This is a genomic window from Streptomyces xanthii, from assembly GCF_014621695.1.
In the GTDB taxonomy this organism is placed as follows: Bacteria; Actinomycetota; Actinomycetes; order Streptomycetales; family Streptomycetaceae; genus Streptomyces; species Streptomyces xanthii.
Genome location: NZ_CP061281.1, coordinates 583,075 through 604,577, shown reverse-complemented (window position 1 = coordinate 604,577; position 21,503 = coordinate 583,075). Strand labels below are relative to the sequence as shown.

Annotated in this window: 23 protein-coding genes; 8 read left to right on the top strand and 15 right to left on the bottom strand. The window is 72.1% G+C overall.

All coding sequences use genetic code 11. The annotated features are described in order from the left end of the window. Window positions 1-86 precede the first annotated feature (86 nt). On the top strand, window positions 87-1,250 hold the full coding sequence (locus IAG42_RS02905) for a TetR/AcrR family transcriptional regulator (RefSeq protein ID WP_188335425.1): 1,164 nt from the start codon (window positions 87-89) through the stop codon (window positions 1,248-1,250). Between the two features lie 63 nt (window positions 1,251-1,313). Here the strand turns inward: IAG42_RS02905 and IAG42_RS02900 are convergent, their stop codons facing one another. After that, a complete protein-coding gene (locus tag IAG42_RS02900) occupies window positions 1,314-2,522 on the bottom strand; it encodes an oxygenase MpaB family protein (protein ID WP_188335424.1) in 1,209 nt (402 codons plus the stop codon). A 171-nt stretch (window positions 2,523-2,693) separates the two neighbouring features. On the opposite strand from IAG42_RS02900, the gene IAG42_RS02895 reads away from it, so the two are divergent. Continuing rightward, complete coding sequence (locus tag IAG42_RS02895) at window positions 2,694-3,857, top strand: acyl-CoA dehydrogenase family protein (RefSeq protein WP_188335423.1); 1,164 nt, start codon at window positions 2,694-2,696, stop codon at window positions 3,855-3,857. 10 nt (window positions 3,858-3,867) lie between these two features. Here IAG42_RS02895 and IAG42_RS02890 read toward each other — a convergent pair whose 3' ends face one another. Then, on the bottom strand, window positions 3,868-4,290 hold the full coding sequence (locus tag IAG42_RS02890; protein ID WP_223205829.1) for an SseB family protein: 423 nt from the start codon (window positions 4,288-4,290) through the stop codon (window positions 3,868-3,870). Window positions 4,291-4,421: 131 nt separating this feature from the next. On the opposite strand from IAG42_RS02890, the gene IAG42_RS02885 reads away from it, so the two are divergent. After that, window positions 4,422-4,652 (top strand): DUF6480 family protein, encoded by a 231-nt coding sequence (locus IAG42_RS02885; RefSeq protein WP_188335422.1) that lies wholly within the window; start codon window positions 4,422-4,424, stop codon window positions 4,650-4,652. On the opposite strand, the gene IAG42_RS02880 is transcribed toward IAG42_RS02885, so the two are convergent. Next, window positions 4,649-5,470: an NAD(P)H-binding protein gene (locus IAG42_RS02880; RefSeq protein ID WP_188335421.1), complete on the bottom strand. Its 822-nt coding sequence runs from the start codon at window positions 5,468-5,470 to the stop codon at window positions 4,649-4,651. The genes IAG42_RS02885 and IAG42_RS02880 overlap by 4 nt on opposite strands. Before the next feature lie 87 nt (window positions 5,471-5,557). Between IAG42_RS02880 and IAG42_RS02875 the strand changes: the two genes are divergently transcribed. Together IAG42_RS02875 and IAG42_RS02870 are read left to right on the top strand one after the other, a co-directional pair. Beyond that, window positions 5,558-5,977, top strand: coding sequence for a winged helix-turn-helix transcriptional regulator (locus IAG42_RS02875; RefSeq protein ID WP_188335420.1), 420 nt, complete (start codon window positions 5,558-5,560; stop codon window positions 5,975-5,977). 136 nt (window positions 5,978-6,113) lie between these two features. Then, complete coding sequence (locus IAG42_RS02870) at window positions 6,114-6,971, top strand: Rieske (2Fe-2S) protein (RefSeq protein WP_188335419.1); 858 nt, start codon at window positions 6,114-6,116, stop codon at window positions 6,969-6,971. Window positions 6,972-7,004: 33 nt separating this feature from the next. Here IAG42_RS02870 and IAG42_RS02865 read toward each other — a convergent pair whose 3' ends face one another. After that, window positions 7,005-7,961, bottom strand: a complete 957-nt coding sequence (locus tag IAG42_RS02865) for a DUF389 domain-containing protein (RefSeq protein WP_188335418.1) — start codon at window positions 7,959-7,961, stop codon at window positions 7,005-7,007. 80 nt (window positions 7,962-8,041) lie between these two features. After that, window positions 8,042-8,428, bottom strand: a complete 387-nt coding sequence (locus IAG42_RS02860; protein WP_188335417.1) for a hypothetical protein — start codon at window positions 8,426-8,428, stop codon at window positions 8,042-8,044. A gap of 130 nt (window positions 8,429-8,558) precedes the next feature. Here IAG42_RS02860 and IAG42_RS02855 point away from each other — a divergent pair, with 130 nt between their 5' ends. Further along, a complete protein-coding gene (locus tag IAG42_RS02855; RefSeq protein WP_188335416.1) occupies window positions 8,559-9,866 on the top strand; it encodes a phytase in 1,308 nt (435 codons plus the stop codon). 123 nt (window positions 9,867-9,989) lie between these two features. Here the strand turns inward: IAG42_RS02855 and IAG42_RS02850 are convergent, their stop codons facing one another. Beyond that, complete coding sequence (locus IAG42_RS02850; protein WP_188335415.1) at window positions 9,990-11,477, bottom strand: SulP family inorganic anion transporter; 1,488 nt, start codon at window positions 11,475-11,477, stop codon at window positions 9,990-9,992. Window positions 11,478-11,485: 8 nt separating this feature from the next. Then, window positions 11,486-12,067, bottom strand: coding sequence for a carbonic anhydrase (locus IAG42_RS02845; RefSeq protein WP_188335414.1), 582 nt, complete (start codon window positions 12,065-12,067; stop codon window positions 11,486-11,488). A 703-nt stretch (window positions 12,068-12,770) separates the two neighbouring features. On the opposite strand from IAG42_RS02845, the gene IAG42_RS02840 reads away from it, so the two are divergent. Continuing rightward, on the top strand, window positions 12,771-14,504 hold the full coding sequence (locus IAG42_RS02840) for a PP2C family protein-serine/threonine phosphatase (RefSeq protein ID WP_188335413.1): 1,734 nt from the start codon (window positions 12,771-12,773) through the stop codon (window positions 14,502-14,504). Window positions 14,505-14,507: 3 nt separating this feature from the next. On the opposite strand, the gene IAG42_RS02835 is transcribed toward IAG42_RS02840, so the two are convergent. The 6 genes from IAG42_RS02835 to IAG42_RS02810 all read right to left on the bottom strand — a co-directional run bounded on the left by IAG42_RS02835 (window position 14,508) and on the right by IAG42_RS02810 (window position 18,747). Then, window positions 14,508-15,203, bottom strand: coding sequence for a UdgX family uracil-DNA binding protein (locus IAG42_RS02835; RefSeq protein WP_188335412.1), 696 nt, complete (start codon window positions 15,201-15,203; stop codon window positions 14,508-14,510). 28 nt (window positions 15,204-15,231) lie between these two features. Next, a complete protein-coding gene (gene ku / locus IAG42_RS02830) occupies window positions 15,232-16,149 on the bottom strand; it encodes a non-homologous end joining protein Ku (protein ID WP_188335411.1) in 918 nt (305 codons plus the stop codon). Between the two features lie 30 nt (window positions 16,150-16,179). Further along, window positions 16,180-16,521: a hypothetical protein gene (locus IAG42_RS37920; protein WP_223205828.1), complete on the bottom strand. Its 342-nt coding sequence runs from the start codon at window positions 16,519-16,521 to the stop codon at window positions 16,180-16,182. A 26-nt stretch (window positions 16,522-16,547) separates the two neighbouring features. Beyond that, window positions 16,548-17,045, bottom strand: a complete 498-nt coding sequence (locus tag IAG42_RS02820) for a hypothetical protein (RefSeq protein ID WP_188335410.1) — start codon at window positions 17,043-17,045, stop codon at window positions 16,548-16,550. Window positions 17,046-17,082: 37 nt separating this feature from the next. Next, a complete protein-coding gene (locus tag IAG42_RS02815; RefSeq protein WP_188335409.1) occupies window positions 17,083-17,640 on the bottom strand; it encodes a hypothetical protein in 558 nt (185 codons plus the stop codon). A gap of 177 nt (window positions 17,641-17,817) precedes the next feature. After that, the gene (locus IAG42_RS02810) at window positions 17,818-18,747 is read right to left on the bottom strand and encodes a YsnF/AvaK domain-containing protein (RefSeq protein ID WP_188335408.1); all 930 of its coding nucleotides are present in this window, start codon (window positions 18,745-18,747) and stop codon (window positions 17,818-17,820) included. A 150-nt stretch (window positions 18,748-18,897) separates the two neighbouring features. Here IAG42_RS02810 and IAG42_RS02805 point away from each other — a divergent pair, with 150 nt between their 5' ends. Beyond that, window positions 18,898-19,743: an alpha/beta fold hydrolase gene (locus IAG42_RS02805; RefSeq protein WP_188335407.1), complete on the top strand. Its 846-nt coding sequence runs from the start codon at window positions 18,898-18,900 to the stop codon at window positions 19,741-19,743. A gap of 103 nt (window positions 19,744-19,846) precedes the next feature. Here the strand turns inward: IAG42_RS02805 and IAG42_RS02800 are convergent, their stop codons facing one another. Both IAG42_RS02800 and IAG42_RS02795 read right to left on the bottom strand, forming a co-directional pair. Beyond that, window positions 19,847-20,389, bottom strand: a complete 543-nt coding sequence (locus IAG42_RS02800; RefSeq protein ID WP_188341153.1) for a GlcG/HbpS family heme-binding protein — start codon at window positions 20,387-20,389, stop codon at window positions 19,847-19,849. A 198-nt stretch (window positions 20,390-20,587) separates the two neighbouring features. Then, the gene (locus IAG42_RS02795; RefSeq protein WP_188335406.1) at window positions 20,588-21,406 is read right to left on the bottom strand and encodes an SAM-dependent methyltransferase; all 819 of its coding nucleotides are present in this window, start codon (window positions 21,404-21,406) and stop codon (window positions 20,588-20,590) included. Between the last annotated feature and the right edge of the window lie 97 nt (window positions 21,407-21,503).

Genomic DNA, 21,503 nt, shown 5'->3' with positions numbered 1-21,503 from the left:
CCGAGGTGTGGAGCGGGCGCGGCCCACGCCGGTCCGTGTGATTGACTGGTGCGCATGGCCCACTCTTCACGACCTTCTCGCTGCCGGTGACCGCCGAGCCGATCGCGGCCACGCGCCCGCGCAATCGCAAGCAGTTGATCGTCGGGGCGGCCGGCCGGGTGTTCAGCGAGCGCGGCTACCACGCGGCGTCCATGGAGGAGATCGCGGCCGCCGTGGGCATCACGGCCACGGCCCTGTACCGGCATTTCCCCAACAAGTACGCGCTGTTCGCCGCGTGCGCGAACGTCATGGTGGACCGGCTCGTTGCGACCCTCGACGAGGTGCCGTCCGAGGCGGACCTCGCGGAGGTGCTCGGCGCCGTCACCCGGGTCGCGGTGGCGCACCGCGAGTCCGGAGGCCTCTACCGGTGGGAGGCGCGCTACCTCGAAGCCGAGGACCGGCGTCTGCTCAAGGCGAAGTTCGCGCGCGTCGTCGGCCGGGTCTGCGAGGGCGTACGGCGCGCACACCCGCGGCCCGGCGCACAGGTGCGGGCCGTGGCGGCGCTCGGCGCCATCGGGTCCATCACGCAGCACCACAACTCCCTGGCCCGGCGGCGCCTGGAGGAGGAGCTGCTGGCCTCTGCCCTGCGCGTCGCCGCGACCACACCCGACCAGGCCGTACGCCCCCCGCGCTCCATCGGACCGCCCGCCCGGCCCGTGCCGCGCACGCGGCGGGCGGAGATCCTCGCCGCCGCGGTCCCGCTGTTCGCCCGCGACGGATTCGCCAAGGTCACCAACGGGCAGATCGCGCGGGCCGTGGGCCTCGCCCCGTCCGCGCTCTACCGGCACTACGCCACCAAGGTGGACATCCTGGTGGCCGCCTGCCTGCAGGCGGCGGCGCTGCTCGCACAGGCCGTCGAGCAGAGCCTCGACGAGGTGACCGACCCGCGCGACGCGGTCGTCGCGCTGGCGTCGGCGTACGTCGGCTACAGCTTCGAGCACACCGGGCTCATCAGCGTCGCGGAGGCCGAGGTCGCCGGGCTGCCCGACGAGCTGCGCCGGCCCCTGATCCTCGCGCAGCGCGAGCACATCGCCGTGTGGGAGCGGCAACTACGGCTGGCGCGCCCGGAGTTGGACGCGCGTCAGGCCCGGGTCCTGGTCCATGCCGGGTTCGGCGTGGTCGTCGAGGCCGGTCGCCGGCTGCGATGGCAGGACAGCCCCGAAAACCGGGACGGGCTCACCACCCTGGTCGTCCGGGCCCTCGGTCTGTGACTCCGGCTGTGCCCGCGGCGCCGCCCCGGGACATCCGGGAGGGCGGCGCCGCGGGGTCACGGCTCAGGCGCCCGGTCTGTTCGCGGCCGGGAGCGTCACCGGGGTCTGCGTGGCGGAGGTGCCGTTGTTGAGATACAGCATCGCGATGCCGCGCAGGGCCTGGTCGAACAGGTAGCCGCTGCCGGGGAACACGCCCGAGGTCCCCTCGCGGAAGGCGACGTACAGCGGCCACTCCACCTTGATGAGGGCGGCCTGGGCCCAGTCGCGGCGCAGCCCGAGCCAGTCGCACATCTCGTCGCCGAGCAGATAGCGCACGAACTCGTGGACGAAGCCCGTGGCCAGACCCAGCGTGGGCTGCGTGATGTAGCCCAGCAGCGTCTCGGCCAGGCTGGTCCCCTCGGTGGTGGGGCCAAGGTTCGGCCACAGCATGTGCTCCGCCTGCGTCAGGGCGTCGGCCCACGTGGCGGGGATGAACTCCCGCCGCACGCCCAGCAGATGGAGAGCGACCTGCCACGCGTGCAGGTCGGCCTCCTGTTCCGCGGCGGACAGGCGGATGCCCCACTTGAGCAGATTGCTGTGCGCGTACGTCGCCACCGAGTGGAAGGTGCGCAGGATGTCGCCGTTGCTGATCGGCTTCGGCTGGTCCGAGGTCTCCATGAAGCGCGGGGACGTCGGCAGCAGATTGCGCACCACCGAGTGCACCAGGCGGGTCTTGTTGGCCGTGACGACGAAGTGTCCCGTGGGCTGCCATGCGGTCTCGGAGTTGAGGTCGTAGCCGAAGGTGAACGTCTTGGCCGCGCGTTCCTTCATGTCGGCGCCGCCCGCCGACCAGTAGACGGCCCTGGCCTCGCGCGGGATGACGGTGCTCATGATGCCGCTGCCCAGGCTCTGGGAGACGAACAGGTACGAGGCGAGTCGCTTGTAGTAGCGCTCGGACGCGGCGAGCGCGGTGGCGTCCGCCCAGGACGGCAGCCGGTTGACCTGCTGGAGGTAGCTGGTCAGATAGCCCGGCATGCCGGCCGGCAGCGGGTCCGCGTTGTCGACCCAGGAGCGCCAGGCGGTGTTGACCGCCGGAATCACACCGTCGGCCAGGAGCCGCGCGGCCACCTCGTCCGGCTCCGGATCCCACACCTGGAACGGATCGGTGACCGCGTCGGTGCCGGCGAGCGAACCGCGGGACGACCAGGCCCACGCCTCGGGCGCGGACGCCACACCCGCCAGGCCCAGCACGGCGCCCAGCGACAGTACACGTCGTCTGCTGATATTTCCCATTCACTTACCTACTTCCACGTAGGTCGAATCCTGGCCGTACTCGCCTGTGAGACTGGAGAGTTGACGGTCCGGCAGGTATGTCCATGGGTGTGATTTCTGATTAACATAACGACGCGTTCCGGGGTCGGCAAGAGCCGACGCGTCAGTGTCCGCATCAGGAGTGGTGACCGAATGACCCGTGTGATCTCCGCCCAGCGCTCCCTCTACGACGACGAGCACGAGCTGCTGCGGGACACCGCCCGCGCGTTCGCCGACAAACACGCCGCACCGCACGTGGAGCGGTGGCGGGCCGAGGGGAAGGTCGACCGCGCGCTCTTCGAGGAGGCCGCCCGCGCGGGCCTCCTCGGCTTCAACATCCCCGAGGAGTACGGGGGCGGAGGCATCACCGACTTCCGCTTCAACGCGGTGATCGGCGAGGAGTTCTCCCGTCATCCCGCGGCGGACGCTCTCGCGTGCGTGGGTCTGTCGAGCGACATCGTCGTGCCCTACTTCACCGATCTGACCGACGACGAGCAGAAGGCCCGCTGGCTGCCCGGGATCGCGGCGGGCCGGCTCGTCGTGGCCGTCGCGATGACCGAACCCGGCACGGGCAGCGACCTCGCCGGGATCGCCACCACCGCCGTCCGCGACGGCGACATGTTCGTGCTCAACGGCAGCAAGGTCTTCATCTCCAACGGCCAGAACGCCGATCTCGTCGTCACCGCCGTACGGACCGGCCCGGACCGGCACGGCGGGCTCAGCCTGATCGTCGTCGAGGCCGACCGGCCCGGCTTCTCACGCGGCCGCAACCTGGAGAAGGTCGGCCTGCACGCCCAGGACACCAGCGAGCTGGTCTTCCAGGACGTGCGCGTGCCGGCCGCCAACCTGCTCGGCGAGGAGGGCACGGGCTTCGCCTCCCTCATGCGCAACCTGCCGCAGGAGCGCATCTCGATCGCCGCGAACGCCATCGCGTCCATGGAGGGCGTTCTCGAACGCACCTTGGACTACGTCAAGCAGCGCACGGCGTTCGGCAAGCCCATCGGCTCGTTCCAGAACACCCGCTTCGAACTCGCCGAGATGGTCACCACCGCCCGCGTCGGCCGCAGTCACCTCGACGACCTCCTCGCCCGGCACTCCCGCGGCGAGCTCTCGGCGGTCGACGCGGCCGCCGCGAAGTTCTGGGCCACCGAGACGTACGTGAACACCGTCGGCCGCTGCCTCCAACTCCACGGCGCCTACGGCTACATGCTCGAGTACCGCATCGCGCACGACTACCTGGACTCGCGCATCAGCACGATCTACGGCGGCACCACCGAGATCATGAAGGAGATCGTCGGCCGCGACCTGGGACTCTAGAGGCTGTTTCCTAGGCGCCGTCCCCGCGCTCCGCGAGCAGGGAGCGCACGCCCCGGCTGGTCAGGATGAGGCCGTCGTGGTGGCCCGGATCGATGAGGAGGGCCAGGTCCTCGTCGGTGGGCCAATTGGCCGCCAGCAGGCCGAGCTGCACCTGATGGCTCCTGCGGATGCCGGGGAGCGCCTGGCCCATGCGCTCCGGTGACGTGAAGACGGGCACGGCGTGCAGCCCCGGCGGTTCGTCGATCACGGGCAGGGTCAGTCTGCCGTACTCCGGGCTGTTCCCTGCGTCGGAACCGGCCGGCTCCGGTACGAGGATGTCGCAGGCGGCGAGGGTGTCCAGCGCGGCCACGTCGTCGGAGGACCGGCGGAGGTCGCGCAGGGCGTCCTGGGCCGCGCCCGCGAACAGTTCCATGGGGATCGTGTCGTCACACATGGTCTTCCCCCAGCGGCTCGTCCGATGGCTTTCCGGTACCCGGAAGTGATCGAACCATGCGGAAAGGGACGGTACCCCCGCCGGTGCGGGGGTACCCGTCGGGCGCAGACGTCACCGAGAGGAGGCGTGTCATGAACGGGACCGACCCCGATCCGCGCCGAACGCCAGGCCTTGCCGCCGGTGGCGCAGTGCCGCCCGGCGAGACCCCACCCGGCGAGGAAGGGACGTCCGCCGCCATCTCGTACCCGCAGTCCGAGCTGTTGCGCAAGGGCTGGGGCACCATGCCCCTGATCGCGATCGCCGTGGTGACACTCCTGGTGGCGATCGGCCTGGTCGCCATGGTCGTGTCGCTGCTGGCCTAAGCAGACCGGCGACCGGTGGAGGACGCTGACGCGGCGGTGGCCAAGGGGTCGCGGGCCGGGCGGCCGAGCAGGGCCGTGAGGTCGGGGGTCGTGCCGGCCAGGAAACCGTGCCGGACGCCGGTGGCGATCGAGGCGAGCATGGGCGGCTGGAACGGCAGGAGCCCGGGCGTCTCGTCGAGGAGCCTGCGCCGGTACTCGCCCAGGCCGATCGTGCGATGGGGGACACCGAGTCGGCCCGCGACCTCCCGCGCTGTGATCGGCGTACCGACCAGGTCGTAGACGCGCTCCGCGTGCGGGGCGGGATCCGCCGCGACGATCGCGGCAGCGTCGGCGAGGTCCTCGCGGGCCACCGCCGCCAGGGCGCCGTCCCCGAAAGCCGACTCGACACCCTCGCCGGACCACATCAGCAGGCCGCCGAAGAGTTCGGCGTACAGGCCGTTGCGCAGGATCGTCCACGAAAGCCCGCTCGCGCGGACGAGGTGTTCGGTGGCGCGGTGGGCCAGCGCGAAACCGAGGTGGTCACCGGCCGTGGTCAGGCTGGTGTAGAGGACATGACGGACGCCGTCGCGGACTGCGGCGTCCAGGACCGCCGCGTGCCGGGCGACGACCCGGTCGTCCTCGGCGTACCCGGCGGAGACCAGTACCAGGGTCGCCACTTCTGTGAGGTCCAGGCTCGAGGGGTCGTCGAAGTCGAGACGCCGCATCCCCGCGCCGGGCGTCCGGCTGCCGCCCGTGGCCGGGGCACCGCTCGCCCGCAGCGCCTCCAGGGTCGCCGAGCCGAGGCTCCCGTTGGCTCCCGTCACCAAGATCGTGTTCATCGCAGCGCAGTCTTCCTTCGGTGGTTCTCATCAGTAACTACGCTTGATCCTCGAGCGCACGACCACCGGCGACAAGAAGGCATTCTGATGTCACCCACGCACACCGGGGTAACCACCCCTGCCGAGCTCGACCCGTGCGGGCGCGAGGACCACCCCGACTGCGGCATCCGCGACGTCCTGGACCGCATCGGCGACAAGTGGTCCGTGCTCGTGATCGTCGAGCTGGCCGGCGGGCCGCGCCGCTTCCGTGAGCTGCAGCGCGCCGTCGACGGCATCTCCCAGAGGATGCTCACCCTCACGGTGCGCAGGCTCGAACGCGACGGCCTCGTGCTGCGCACCGTCTATCCGACCGTCCCGGCCCAGGTCGACTACCGGCTCACCGACACCGGAGCCGGACTGACCCACCTGGTCAAGGCACTCGCCGACTGGTCCCTCGCCCACCGCACCGTCATCGCCGAGGCCCGCCACGCGTACGACGAGACGCACCCCGACCACGACATCCGCTGAACCGGGAAAGGCGCGTCACGGCCCGCGTCGAACGGCGGCGGCTCGACATGCAGGGGCGGCGGGAGTGGTTTTAGGTTGTGGGGGGACTCGCTGGTTTCCGTACCCGCTGAATCCGCTCCCGACGAGAGAAGCGACCATGGCACAGCACCTGATCAAGCAGGTCGAGGACCTGGGGGCGCTGGACGGCCTGTGCCGTTCCGCTGCCGGACGGGTGCGGCGTGCCACGCGCTGCCGAGCGGTCAAGAACGCCCTGTCGGGCACCTGGCTGGGCCATCAGCTGCACCCGATGCTGACCGACGTCCCCATCGGCGCCTGGGCGATGGCCTCGGTGCTCGACGCGACGGCGGGCCCGGCCGGGGCCGGTGCCGCGCGCCGGCTGGTCGGGGTGGGGCTGCTCGCCGCGGTCCCGACCGCGGTCTCGGGAGCCTCCGACTGGTCCGACTCGTACGGCCCCGACCAGCGGATCGGCGCCGTGCACGGGATCTGCAACGCGACCGCGACCGTGCTGCAGACGGCGAGCTGGGTCGCGCGCGGCCGGGGGCGGCGGGGGACCGGTGCGGTGCTCAGCGGCATCGGGTTCGCGTTCACCGCGGGCGCCTCGTACCTCGGTGGCCATCTGACGCTGGTACGGGGCGTGGGTGTGAGCCACACCGCGTTCCAGCCGGAGGTCGACGAGTGGACGGACGTCGCCGCACTGGACGCCTTGAGCGAGGGCGAGCCCATGCGGGTGAAGGCCGGTGAGGTGCCGGTCGTCCTCGTCCGGCGCGGGCCGACGGTGTACGCGCTGTCCGCCGTCTGCACGCACGCGGGCGGCCCCCTGGACCAGGGCGAGGTGCTGGACGACGGTGACTGCGTCCGGTGTCCGTGGCACGGCAGCGAGTTCCGGCTCGCCGACGGCAGCGCGGTGCGCGGGCCGGCGGCGGCGGACGCCCGGCGCTGGGAGACGAAGGTCGACGACGAGGGACGGGTCCACGTCCGGTCGGCCGCTTCCTGAACGCTCCGTCAGGCGGCCGGTGGCGGAGGCCCGTCAGGCGGTCTCACGGGCGGCACGGGGAGCCTTCAGCGGCAGGCCGTACCGGGCCCAGAGCTGCTTCATGACGATCAGGGTCGCGGTGCCGGAGATCAGCATGCCCATGAGGTTCAGGCCGAGCTGAACCAGCGAAGCGCTCACCTCGTCCCAGTGCGCGAGCGGCACGGCGAGCGCGAGGTTTCCGGCGGCGGGCACCGTCGTGACCGAGATGAACACACCCACGAGCACGGCCGACTTGCCGGCCGTCAGGGAGAGGACGCCGGCGACACCCGCGAGCAGCGCCACGATGAACGACCAGCGGTCCGGATGGACGATGAAGTCGGTCAGCGGCCGGGTGACCAGCATGTCCGGCGTGACCCAGCCGAGCCCCCGCCCCACGGCCGCGCACGCCATCGTGAACGCGACGGCGACCGCGAAGCCGACCACGAGCGTGCGCAGCGCACCGCCGACGGCTCGCCCGTCCCCGCGCACCAGACCGAAGCAGATGGCCGAGACGGGGCCGAACTCCGGGCCGAGCACCATGGCGCCGACGATGAGGACCGGCTGGTCGAGGAGCGCGCCGATGGCGGCGATCTGCGTCGCCAGCGTGAGGAAGGCCAGGAACGCCCAGGTGAGCCGCGAGTCGGCGGCGGTGTGCGCCGCGAGCTCGTCCCAGACGACCGCGTCGTCCGGGTCACCCGGAACGAGTCGTTCGGCCCGGTCCGCCGCGCGGGACAGCGACAGGTCGAGCTGCTCCACCGTGATGCCGCCGCTCTCCTCCAGGCCGAGCGAGCGCAGTTCACGCAGCACGGTGTCGGCGGCCTCGCGGGCGACGTCGAACTCCACGACGTCACCCGGCGGTTGGTGCGCGGCGCCCCGCAGCAGGACCACGTTCACGGCGGCGGGGCTGTCCGCGGCGACGCGCACGGCGGCGTCGGTGCGGTCGGGCGGGGCGATGAGTCGTACATGCAGCACGGGCCGATTCTGGCGCGTCCGGTGCCGCAGCCCCGTACCGTGACCGGCGCGTCGCCGGGGGACCCGTACCGCCCGGGTGCTCAGTCCGTGCGGGCCTGCCGGCGGCGCAGCAGGAACAGCACGAGCAGACCGACCACGATCAGCACCGCGAGACCGCCGAGCCCGTACGTGGCGTAGACCCACCAGGACACCGCGGCACCGGCCACGTAGTCGCCCGTGCCGGGGCGTTCGCCGTGCCGGCGCTTCGCACCCGTACCGGTGCGGCTGCCCGACTTGCGCTTGGGGCGCGGCCGCGACGCGGCGACGGTGCGCACCGCGCCGACCCCGGACACCTCGGGCACCGACGGTGCGGTGATCGAGGCCGCCGCCGAGGCCGCGGGGGCCGCCGACAGGGGCACACCCACCCACACGGCCAGCGCAAGAAACAGAGCAGCGATCCGCACGATGATCCCCCCGATGAACGTCACGGCGACGAACATGATGCCTCACGTTCTTCACCTTCGGGACGCGTCCTGATCACCTCGCCCCCCGGATTCCTTCACCGGGCCGCCCGACCGTGAGCTGGTCATGATCGTGACAAGGAAAGGATCCCCCTTCATGGCTCCGTCCCACCGGACCCGCCAAGTCGTAGGCCGGCTCGCGCTGTTGACCGCGCTCGCCGCACTGTCCACCGTCGTACCCGGATCCGCCGTCGCGGCGGACGATCTGCCCGCGGTGCGGCCGACCGCAGAGACACCGGCCGTGTACGACGACGAGGCGGGCGGCAACGCGGACGCCGACGACCCCGCGATCTGGCGCAACCCGGCGGACCCGGACCGCAGCCTCGTCATCGCCACGGTGAAGGAGGGAGGCCTGCGCGTCTACGACCTCGACGCGCGCGAAGTGCAGTCCGTCCCGGCGCCGCGTGCCCCCGGTCCGGACGACGCGCCCGGCCGGTTCAACAACGTCGACCTCGTGCCCGGCATGAAGACCCGCTCCGGCAAGGCCGATCTGGCCGTCACCAGCGACCGGGGCAGCGACCGGCTGCGGATCTACCGGATCGACGGCAGCGGTTCGGGCGCCCCGCTCACCGACGTGACCGCGCCCACGGCCCCGGCGGTCTTCTCCGGCTCCCAGGAGGAGATCAACGAGCAGCGCACCGCCTACGGCCTCGCCACCTGGACCGACCCGTCCAGCGGCCGCTCGTACGCGGTGGTCAGCCGGCGGGAGCGGACCGAACTCAGCCTGCTGGAACTGACCGCGGGCTCCGACGGCACCGTCTCGTACCGGAAGATCCGTACCCTCGCACTGCCCTCGGCCTTCAAGCTGCCCAACGGCCGGACCTGGTCCCCGTGCGCCGAGCCGGACGAACTGCCGCAGGTCGAGGGCATGGTCGTCGACCCGGAGACCGGCACGCTCTACGCGGGCCAGGAGGACGTCGGCATCTGGCGCATGGACGCCGACCTCGGCGGCACCCCCGAACTCGTCGACAAGGTCCGCGAGTACGGCGTGCCGGGCACGTACGACCCGGAGACCGAGGAGTGCGTCCCGGGCGCGGACCCCGGCTTCGGCGGCACGCGTCTGCGCGCCGACGTCGAGGGACTCACCCTGCTGCGCCAGAAGGACGGCGACGGCTATCTCCTCGCCTCCAGCCAGGGCGACAACACCTTCGCCGCCTACGACCGCGAGCTCGACGAGGACAACGAGTACGAGGGCGGGTTCAGGATCACGGCCGCCTCCGCCACCCTCGACGGCACCGAGGAGAGCGACGGCGCCGCCGTCCTGAACGAGCCGCTCGGAACGAAGTACCCGCACGGCCTCCTCGTCGTCCAGGACGGCGACGACAAGCCGGGGGAGACGGGCCGGGACGCCACGGACTTCAAGTTCGTGGACCTGAAGCCCGTGCTCGTCGCGCTCGACGACTGACCCGGCGGCACCCACCGAGGAGGCGGGGCCCACGCACCCGGACGTACCGGTGCGTGGGCCCCGCCCCTTGCATCACGGCCCGCCCCTATGACGAACCACGGGCCCTACGACGGTCCACGGACCCTACGACGCGGCGGCCTTGGCCGGTTCGTCGGACGTGACCCGCACCGGAGCCGTGCCGGCGGCACTGTGCTGCTCGGCCCAACTCTCCAGCGCCGAGCGGCAGGCGTGGTCGAGATGGTGCAGCCCGGACAGGTACACCTCGATCGGCCGGTCCTGCGGAAGCGCCTCCAGGCTGTCGAGTATCTTCGGCAGCCGCAGGAACGTCGCGTTGCCCGACAGGTGCACCTGGATCGGACCGGCGCCCTTGTCTATGACCTCCGTCTTCAGGTGCGAGGCCTCCCAGGCGGTCTTGACGACGGCCAGGGCCAGTCCGATGAGCACGCCCTCGAGCATGTTCATCGCGACGATCGACACGGCGGTGACGACCAGGACGAGCGCCTCGCCCTTGTGCCCGCGCCACAGCAGGCCGACCTGCCGGAACGGGATCAGCTTCCAGCCCGCGTGCACGAGCACGCCGGCCAGCGCGGGCAGCGGGATGAGTGCCAGCGTGGACGGCAGCGCCGCCGCGAACAGCAGGAGCCACACGCCGTGCAGGACGCGCGACGCCTTCGTCCTGGCGCCCGCCTGCACGTTCGCCGAACTGCGCACGATCACCGCGGTCATCGGCAGCGCGCCGAGCAGGCCGCACACCGTGTTCCCCGCGCCCTGGGCGATCATCTCCTTGTTGTAGCGGGTGCGCGGACCGGTGTGCAGGCGGTCCACGGCCGCCGCGCTGAACAGCGATTCGGCGGAGGCGATCAGCGCGAACGCGAGGACGGTGCCCCAGATCGCCGGGTCGGCCAGCTCACCGAGCGCGCCGGCCCCGGGCGGCTGGATCGCGCCGAGCAGGCCCTCCACCTCGACCGTGGCGACCGGCAGGTCGCCGACCAGCGAGGCCAGCGTCGCAAGGACCACCGCCGCGAGGGCGCCGGGCACCGTGCGTACCTTGGCGGGCAGCCGCTTCCACAGCACGATGACGGCGACGGTTCCGGCGCCGATCGCCAGCGAGATCAGGGCCTCCGGGCTGCCGACGGCGTCGGCGAACGCGCCGGGCAGGCCCGTGAGCTTCCCGAGTCCCGTCTCCGGGGCCTTGAGGCCCGCCGCCGCGTAGAGCTGACCGGCGATGATCACGAGGCCGATGCCGCACAGCATGCCCTCGACCACGGACACGGAGATGGCCCGGAACCAGCGGCCTATCCCGAGGAAGCCCATGGCGAGCTGGAGCAGACCGGCCATCAGGACGATCACGCCCAGCGCGGCCACTCCGTACGTGCTGACCGCCTCGTAGACGAGCACGGTCATGCCCGCGGCGGGCCCCGACACCTGAAGGCTGCTGCCCGGGAGCAGGCCGGTGACGATCCCGCCCACGATGCCGGTGACCAGGCCCAGTTCGGCGGGGACGCCGGAGGCGACGGCCACGCCGACGCACAGCGGCAGGGCCACGAGAAACACGACGAGGGACGCGGCGACGTCCTGCCGCAGGAAGGGGAACCTCGACTTCAGTGTCATGGTGCCCCTCACAGCGCCTCGAACGAGTCGGTCTCCGGGCGGTGTTCGCGCACGCCTCCGGTGTGCACCTCGTAGTACCACCCGTGCAACCGGAGCCTTCCCGCCCGCACCTGCTTCTCCACGCACGGGTACGAGCGCAGGCGCAACAGCTGGGTCAGGACGTGGTGCTGCACCGCGTCGGCGACGGTGGGATCCGAGGGATCCGCGCACTCCGGTTCCCCCGCGGCGTGCGCGAGCCAGTCCCGCACGGCGGGCACGGCACCGAGGTCGTCCCCGCGCACGACGGCGCCCACGGCGCCGCAGTGCGAATGGCCGCAGACCACGATGTGTTCGACGCCGAGGACCTCCACGGCGTACTCGATGGTGGCCGCCTCTCCGGTCGGGTGCCCGGAGGCGTACGGCGGGACGATGTTCCCGGCCGTGCGCAGCTCGAAGAGCTGGCCGGGGCGGGCGCCGGTGATGAGCGCCGGGACGACGCGGGAGTCGGCGCAGGTGATGAACAGAACTTCGGGTGACTGGCCTTCGGCGAGTCCGGCGAACTCCTCAGGGCGCTGTCCGAACGTGCGGGCATTGTCGATGAGGGGATGCATGGCTGGTGTTTCCTCCTGGCGCGCCACGAAGGCGCGTCGGACGGACAAGGGCAGGTGTGGGGTCGGCCCGCTCACCGAGCGGCGGAACGTCTGACGTGCCGTCGGACGCAAGACCGCCGGGCGCGGTCGCTGTCCCGGCGGCAGTTCGCCCCGTGCGCCGGAAGGCAGAGGGGAGGGACGGCGGGGAACACCACCGTGGTTCGGGCCGGTCCACCTCCGAACATGCCTCTCCTTCCGGACGGTTCACGTCTCTGGCGCACACCAAGACTTGGTCAACGAACTGCCAAGAAACACCATAGCCATGCAAAGTCGCGCGCCGGGTTAACTGGACGTTTCCATTCGGAAAGGGGCCGAAGGGCAGTCATGAGTGGCGGAATCCCGCCCGTTTCCGAAGCCGCGGCCGCTCCAGTCCCCGATCACCCGGCGGAGGGAGCAGGCCGGTCGCCTCCGAGGAGATCATGGTGCCCCGGATGGTGTGGTTCTCCTCGGGCCGGACCCCGGCCACGCACACGGGCAGGGCGGCCCGGTCGCGGAGGTCATGGCTTCCATGTGGAAGTGCGGTTGCGGTTTGCTGCCGGGGAACGCGGAGCCGCGTAGAAGCGCCCGAGCGGGGCGCCACCGGACCCTGCCGAGTGGCTGACCGGCCCGCGACAGCCGAAGCTGGACGTCAGCGCACCGGAACCCCGGGAGGCTCACGCCGCACATGGACCGTCCCTCCTCGGTGCCCGACGCACGCGCCCGGCTGGAACTGGGCGCGATCAAGGAACTGCTCCTCGCCCAGCGCCGGCGCGTGCTCACCTACGCGCGCGACCACGACCGGCGCGCTCACCCTCCTGCCACCGACCGCCCCCGCACTGACCCGCCGTCGGTCACGACGCACCACCCGTCCGGCCAGGAGGTGCTGGACGCCCTCCCGATGCCCGCCCTGCTGCTCCAGCCGGTGACCGGCGCCGACGGCGCGATCAGCGATGTCCTCCACGTGGCCCAGAACACCGAGGCCGTGGCCTACTCCGTGGCACGCATGCACGGCGGCTCGGTGCCGCCCGGGTCCGGGCCCGTCTCCCTCTACGAGCGGTTCCCCGCCCTGCGCGCCTCACGGCTGCCCGAGCTGATCGCCCGCGCCCACCGCCTGCGCGAGCCCCAGGGCCCCACGACCGTCGAATGGATGGCGGGCGGCGGCACCCAGGGCCCCGTCCGCGTCAACGACGAGGTCCGGGTCGCACCGTGCGGCGACCAGCTGCTGCTGACCTGGGAGCGCGGGAACCGGCTGCGGATGGCGGCGGCCGCCCAGCACCTGGTCCGCACCTGCTGGGCGGAGTGGAATCTCGGCGACGACGGGATCGAACCCTCCCGCGGCTTCCGCCAGGTGATGGGCCTGCCCCCGGGCAGCGCCCTGCCCACCCTCGGCGACCTGGCGGCCGCCGTGACGAACGACGGACTGCCCGGCTACTACCAGATGCTGTACGACGTCATCCTGCGCAAACGCACCGCCTCCTGCGAACTCCGGCTCCGCGGCCAGACCGGGCGGGTCGTCCGGATGACCGCGGAGCCCGTCCGCATCGCCCCGGGCGGCCTCGTCTGGGCCGTGCGCGCCGTGCTCAGCGACGTGACGGCCGAGCGACGGCGACGCGAGACGGCCGAACGCACGGCACGGGAGGCGCGCCTCCAGCGCCAGCGGGCCGAGACCCTCGCCGAGGTCGCGGAGGCCCTGCGCGAAGCCGTCCTGCCCCACTTCCAGGACGAACTGGCCACCTACGGGCTCCAGGCCGCGGTCGTCTACCGGCCCGACGCCCGCGAGGCCGGAGTGGGCGGCGACTGGTACAAGGCCCGGCGCGTGCCCGACGGCCGACTGCTGATCGCCCTCGGCGACGCACGCGGGCACGGGCTCGCGGCCGTCACCCTCATGGCCAAACTCCGCTACGCCCTCGCCGGGCTCACGTACACCGAGCAGCCCGTCGAGCAGCTGACGCGATGGCTGAACGAGGCGGCGTGCGCGGACGGCGACGAGTCCACGGCCACCGCCATCGTCGCCCGGTACCACCCGGAGGGCTCCGTACTGCGCTGGACCTGCGCCGGTCACCCGCGACCGGTCCTGATCCGCGACGGCCGCGCCGCCGTCCTGCCCTCGCCCGAAGGCGGCCCCGGACTCTCGCTGGGCGTGCTGCCGGGCATCTCGTACAGCGCCGTCGAGACGCGGCTGCGGGCCGACGACATCGTCCTGATGTACTCGGACGGGCTCACGGAGCGGCGCCCCGGCGACCCGGACCGCGACACGGCCCGCTTCCTCGCACAGGCCGAGGACTGCTTCGCCTCGGATCCGCCCCCGCCCGGCCGCCTCGGGCTCCTCCACTACACGGAGCGACTCGTCGAACGCCTCGACGGGCCGCACCGCCACGACGACGCCACGCTCCTCGCCCTGCGCCGCGTGGATCCGTGAGCGTCAACGCCCGCCGGAGGCAAGAGCCTCGGCCGCCACACCGAGGTCCGAGAGCAGCCCCTCGTACGCGCTCTCGCGGTCGTCCGCCCTCAGCACCGCCGACGGGTGGACCGTGCACACGAGACCGTGCCCCGGCGCGGCACCGCTCGTCGCCGCCGCATGGCCCAGGTCGTCCCAGTCCGGGGCAGGCAGCAGGAGCCCGCGCTGTTCGCCGACGCGGAAGGAGCTGCCGAGGAGCGCCTTGCCCGCGGTGGCGCCCAGGGCGACCACCAACTCAGGTTCGACCGCCTTCAGTTCGGCGGCGAGCCACGGCCGGCACGCCTTCAGCTCATGGAGGTCCGGGGTCTTGTGGATGCGGCGTCTGCCCGACCCCTGCCGCTCGAACTTGAAGTGCTTCACCGCGTTCGTGAGATAGGCGTCCTTCTCGCTGATGCCGGCCTCGCCCAGCGCCTTGCGCAGCAGTTTGCCCGCCGGGCCGACGAAGGGGAGACCCCGCACGTCCTCCTGGTCGCCCGGCTGTTCCCCGATCAGCATCAGCCGCGCGGACCGCGTCCCGGAGCCGAAGACCGTCTGGGTGGCGTCCTTGTACAGGGGGCAGCCGCGGCAGTCGGCCGCCGCGCGCCGCAGGGTGGGCAGTCCGCCGCGGGAGGGAAGGTAGGGCGCCGCGCCCTCCTCCCCGTCCGGTGCCTGGTGCGTCATGTCGTCCGCTCTCTCTCTGCGGCGGGGGTCAGGCGGCGGACCTGCGCCGGCCGGATGTCTCGGACAGTGCCTTGACGAGTTCGTCGCGGTTCATGGAGGAGCGGCCCGGGACGCCGGCCTCGGCGGCCTTCTCGTAGAGCTCCTTCTTGGTCAGGGAGCCGAGATCCGTGGGCTTCTTCGCCCGGTCCACGCTCGCGCGCAGGGCGTCCATGAGGTCGACGACGTTGGTCGACTCCGCCGGGGGATCGGCCCGTTCGACCGGCTCGCCGGTCCGTTTGGCCTCGACGAGCCGCGCCACCCGCTCCTGGTAGGTGTCGTGGAACTCCTCGGGGTCCCACTCCATGCTCAGCTCGTCGATGAGCCGCTCGGCCATCCGTACCTCCCGGTCGGAGACCTTGACCCGGCCGGGCAGCGAGTCGAGCTTGCGCGGGTCCCGGATCTCGTCGGCCCAGTGCAGGGTGTGCAGCGTGAGCAGTCCCGACTCGGCCTTCACAGCGACCAGGTACTCACGGTTGCGCATGACGAACGTGGCGATCGCCGCCTTGTCCTGGTGCTCCATCGCCTTCGCCAGCAGCGCGTACGTCTTGCCGAAGTCCTTGCCCTTCGGGGCGAGGTAGTACGTCTTGTCGAAGAAGACAGGTGCGATGTCGTCGAGGTCCACGAAGCCGTCGATCTCGAGGGACTTCGACCGTCCCGGGGCGATGTCGTCGAGTTCGCCGGGTTCGACGAGCACGTACTCGTCGCCGACGTCGTACCCCTTGACGATCGCGTCGAGCGGCACCTCGTCGCCGGTGCGTTCGTTCACCCGCCGGTTGCGGACGCGGTCCGAGGTGCCGCGCTCCAGTTGATGGAAGTGGACGGCGTGGCTGTCCGTCGCCGTGAACAGGCGTACCGGCAGGGACACCAGCCCGAAGGTCAGTGCCCCGCCCCATACGGCTCGAGCCATGGCGGTCGCCGTCCTCGGCCGGCCGGACGCCTAGGCCGGCCTGCTGCGCCGGTGCGAGGCGTGACCGCGCCCGGTCGCGGAGGCGTCGGAGCCGCGCCGCATCCAGCGGTGGGTGCGCCCGCCGCCCGTCTCGCGCGGCCGCGCGGTCCTGGCGTGGTGGTGGGAGGTGCCGCGCAGGGCCATGGCCAGTCCGAGGCAGAAGACGAGTGCGAGGGCCAGGCCGGAGCAGAAGATCGCCAGCGTGTTCATGGTGGCGATGTCGTGGTCGAGCACGGACACGGTGTACTCGGGGCCGCCTCCGAGATTGCCGGCGATCGCCAGAGCGGTGAAGGCGCCGGTGGCGGCGAGGAGAAGAAGTCCCAGGGCCCGCATGTGAATCATCTCCCGGGGAGAGACGGTCAGGTGACCAACAGTCGGTTGAAGAACGAACGGTAGTGACGCAGGGCCTGACGCAGGTCCTCGGTGTCCGCCTGCTCACCCCTGTTCCACTGGCCTTCCAGGTCCTGCTTGTGGTCGGCGAAGGTGGCGGCGAGCTGCTGCATCACCTCGGCGACGAGGGTGTCGGCGGTACGGACGGCCTCGCGCGGGTCGTCGACGAACTTGCTCTGCACCGACTGCCAGCGCGCGCGGAACCTGTCCTCGTCGGCGGGGGTGAGGAGTTGCGGAACGTCCTCTTCCCCGGACTCGGTGGCGGCCGCGGCCTCACCGGGCCGCTCGTCGTCGACGGGCTGGCTCATCCCCGTCGTCTCCGTCTGGGGCTTGCCCTGCCTCGTCGTCTCCGTATCGGGCTCGCCCGTCCCTGTCGTCGCCTCGCCGGGGAAGGTCGGTACCTGCGCCGCGTCGGTGGGCGGACCGTCCTGCGTGGCGGGGCGGCCGGGAGTCTCGTCCCTTTGCATCTCTCCTCCTTGTTCAGGGCCACGTGTCCGGGGCCGCTCAGGCGCGGGCGTGGCGGGGTCCGCCCCCGTCGGAGAGCAGTTCGTCGAAGAGGGCGCGGTAGTGCACCATGGCGCCGCGCAGCTGCTCCGTCGTCGCCTGGTGCCGGTCGGTGAGTTCGTCCACCTCGTGGGCGGCCCGGTAGTGCTCCAGCGTCCGCCCGTGCTCCACCGAGAGGTCCTTGAGCCGCTGGTCGAAGTCCTCGGTCGGATAGCCGCGTTCGTGCATCAGCGAGGTCACCAGGTCGTCGGCGTCGTGCACGGCACCCTCGGGGTGGTCCACGAAGTCCTCTTGCACGGTGGCCCAGTCCCGGGTGTAGCGGTCCTTGGCCTGACGGTCGAGCGGCTTGATGTCCAGCGCGTCGTGGCGCCGCTCGCGCGCCTTGAGCTCGCGCTCGGCCTCCCTGCGGCTGTCGGCGTCGTCCACCGTCCGCTCGTACTCCGGGCCGAAACGCTCGCGCAGGTTCCGGCGGCGCATGAACAGCGTGACCGCCACGAACAGCAGGGCGACGACCACGGCGACGGGAATGACGATCGCCAGCAGTGTCCCTGTCGACATGAGGAGAACCCCCTCCAAGACTGTGAGAGGCATCAATGCGGATGTGCGGGCCGAGTGCCCGGATCCCCACGGTCGAAACGGCCCGCGACGGTCCGACGGCCTGCCGGGGAGGCCGACGGCGGCCGGGAAGGCCGCCGTCTTCGAACGGACGCTACGGTCCGCGCCGCGCTCGCGCGCCTACATGCTCCGGCGCTGCTCCTCGCCGGTCTCGTCGACGCCCTCGAGGGCGATCTCCTCCTTGCGGACCTCGCCCGTGACCGTGCGCTCCTCGGTGCGCTCCTCGGTGGTCAGCCGGACGCGCTCCACCGGGACGGCCTCGGTCTCCACCACGGGGCGTTCGGCGTGCAGGGTGACCTCGTGCTCGGCCTCGCTGATCTCCGGGCCGCGCAGGGAGTCGTCCACGTTGGCCTCCGTGATGGGCTCACGCACCAGCCGGACCTCCTCGTGGCTGACGGGGACGGTCTGTTCGACCTCTTCCGTCACGACGTACTTGCGCAGCCGTGCCCGGCCCGACTCGTAGCGCTCGGTGCCGACGTGCATGCGCTCCTCGGACCGCGTCATCGCGTCGTCGCCGGAGGCCATGCCGGTCCGCTCCCGCTCGGCCGTGCCGGCCCGCTGCTCCTCGGTTCCGGCGGCTTCGTCGGGGCCCTTGAAGCCGGCGGCCGTACCCGTGCCGCCCGCCGCGGCAGCCATGCCGCCGCCCGCGCCGGCCATGCCGTCGCCCGCCGCGGGGCCGCCGTGGGCCCAGCCACCCTCACCGGGCTCGTTGGCCCGTTGCCAGGCGTCGTCCCAGGCGATGCCGTAGTAGTCGTAGAGGCGCTGTTCCTCTGCCACGGACAGGTGGCCGCCGTTGTCCACGTCGACGTTGGGAGCGTCCTTGACCTTGTCCTTGGGGTAGGGGAGTTCGAGGTGTTCCCCGACCATGGCCGCGTCGCGGATCGGTGCGAACGACTCGTGGCTGCCGAACAGGCCCGTCTTGACGGTGACCCATTCCGGGCGGCCCGTGGCGTCGTCGTAGAAGATGTGCTTCGCGTTCCCGATCTTGTTCCCTTCCGCGTCGTGGACCGGGTGTTCCAGTACCGCCGGGATCTGCTCCTGGGTGATCATTCCGCAGCACCCTCTTTCGCTTCTGTGACGTCCCCGTTGGGTCCCCTCTTGGCGGGTCACCGTCACAGAAGTGGATAAACGGGACTAAAGGGATAAATGGGAATTAAGTGAATCCGTCCCTGGGTGCGGCGCGGCGGATACGGTGGTGCGATGACCACCACCGTCCACGTCCGCGGGGTCGATCTGGGCATCGAGTCCTTCGGCGACCACGACGCGCCCCTGATCCTCCTCGCCGGCGGGACGACCATGCTGTCCTGGCCCGACGCGCTGTGCGAGCGGCTGGCCGCGGGAGGCCGGCGCGTGGTGCGCTACGACCTGCGCGACAGCGGCGCGTCGACGGCCGGTGATCCCGAGGCGCCCGCGTACACGCTCCGCGACCTCGCGGCCGACGCGGCGGCCCTGGTCGGCACGCTCGGCGGCGGCCCCGCGCATCTCGCGGGGATCGGCGTCGCGGGCATGGTCGCGCAGGTGGCCGTGCTCGATCACCCGGAGGCGTTCTCGGCGCTCACCCTGGCCGGGACCCGCCCGGTCGCCCCGGGCCCGGTCGACGACGACCTCCCCGACCACGACCAGGCGGCACTCGGCCGGCTGTTCTCGCGGCCGCAGCCCGACTGGAGCGACCGCGACGAGGTGGCGGAGTTCGCCGCGGCCGGCGCCGAAGTGCTCGGCAACGACCCCGGCGCCGCACGGGAGACCGCGGCGCGCGTGTGGGACCGCACCCCGGGCGACGATCCCCAGGTCCACGCGGCCAACCAACTGGGCATGGTCTTCTCCCGGCTCGACTGCCGCCCCCGTTGGCGCGAGCGGCTGCCCGGTCTCGCGCGCCCCACCCTCGTCGTCCACGGCCGCCGCGACCCGTTCTTCCCCGTGGGCAACGGCGAGGCGCTCGCCCGGGAGATCCCCGGGGCGCGGCTGCTCGTCCTGGAGGAGTGCGGCACCGCGATCGGCGCCGGGGCGGTCGAGGAGGTCGCCGAGGCGATGCTCGCGCTCGGGTAGACGCGAGCCGGCGCCCTCCGTTCTCACATTTCTCTACGCGCAAGCGGCACCCGAGTCAGGACTCGGGTGCCGCTTCGGTGTTGCCGTGCGCGGGGCGTGCGGACTACTGCTCCAGCGCGGCGACGCCCGCCTTCGCGAACTTCTCGTCCAGGTCGCCCGAAGGCGCGCCCGCGACACCGATGCCCGCGATGGGGGCGCCCTCGGTGGCGACCGGAGCGCCGCCGCCGAGGAAGAGGGTGCCCGGGATGTCCTTCAGGGTCGGGGCGTTCTCGAGACGCTTGACCAGCTCGGAGGTCGGGGCGTTCCAGGAGACGGCGGTGAACGCCTTCTTCTCGGCGGCCTCGTAGGACTGCGGGCCGGCACCGTCGCCGCGCAGGGTCAGGATGGTGTTGCCGTTGCGGTCGACGACGGCCACGGAGACGCGCTGGCCCTCCTTCTCGGCGGCGTCGAGCGCGGCCTGGGCGGCCTTCGACGCGGCGTCGACGGTCAGGTGCGTGGTCTGGCGCAGGTTGTCACCGGCGGCCTCCGAGACCGTGGCGGCGGGCGTGGTTTCCGACGCGTTGGCGGAGAGCACCCCGGCGGTACCCGCGGCCAGTACGGCGGCGACACCCGCGCCCATCAGTACCCGCTTGCGACGGGGCTTCATTGCGTGCTTCAACGAGGGCTCCTCAGAAAGTGCCGGGGTGGTGCGGGAACCAGCCGTCCCGCTCTGCCCTCAGTCTCCGCGGCGTATCCGGCGACTCCTTCGGAATCTCGGCTGCGTTCCGCACGCCGATCGGTGGTGAAGGATCATCCGATCGGCTGATGTGCGGCCGCGCGGGGGCCCCTCGGCTCCGGGCGTCCGTCAGGACTTGCGCCCGACCCCGCCGAACATCGCCACCTCGGCGGGCAGTTCCGCCCCGCCGTCGTCCGGACGCCAGTGGTTGCAGGAGACGACGCCCGGTTCGAGCAGGTCGAGGCCGTCGAAGAAGGCGGCGACCGCGGCCGGCGTCCGCTGCGTCAGCCGGGGCGTGCCGTGCTCGTTCCAGAACGCCACCGCCGCGTCGACGTCCGGCATGTCGGCCCGGGTGATGGTGTGCGAGAGGACGAGATGGCTGCCCGGGGGCAGGGCGTCCATCAGCCGCCGCACGACCCCGTACGCCTCCTCGTCCTCCTCCACGAAGATGACGACGCCGAGGAGGATCAGCGCCACCGGCTCGCTGAGGTCCAGGACGCGCGCCGCCTCTTCCAGAACGGCGTCGACGTCGCGGAGATCCAGGTCCAGGTACGCGGTGCGACCCTCCGGCGTGCTGGTCAGCAGCGCCTCGGCGTGGGCCAGCACGATGGGGTCGTTGTCGACGTAGACGACGCGGGACTCCGGCGCGACGCGCTGCGCGACCTCGTGCGTGTTGTCGGCGGTCGGCAGCCCGGTGCCGACGTCGAGGAACTGCCGGATCCCGCACTCCTCGGCGAGGTGGCGCACGGCGCGCCCGAGGAACCGCCGGTCGGCGACGGCGTAGTCCCCGATCCCCGGGTGCAGTGCGCGGATCTGGTCACCGGCCGCCTGGTCGACCTCGTAGTTGTCCTTGCCGCCCAGCCAGTAGTTCCAGATCCGGGCGGTGTGCGGCTGATCGGTCCTGATGCGCTTGCGCGCCTCGATCGACGCGGCGGATATGTCGGTCACGCGGTCCTCCGGATCTTGCCGATGCTCGGTCAAGGGTCAATCTATCGGCAGGAGTTGAGGTTTCCCGGAGCGCGGACGCGTACTGCCTCGAAGTCAG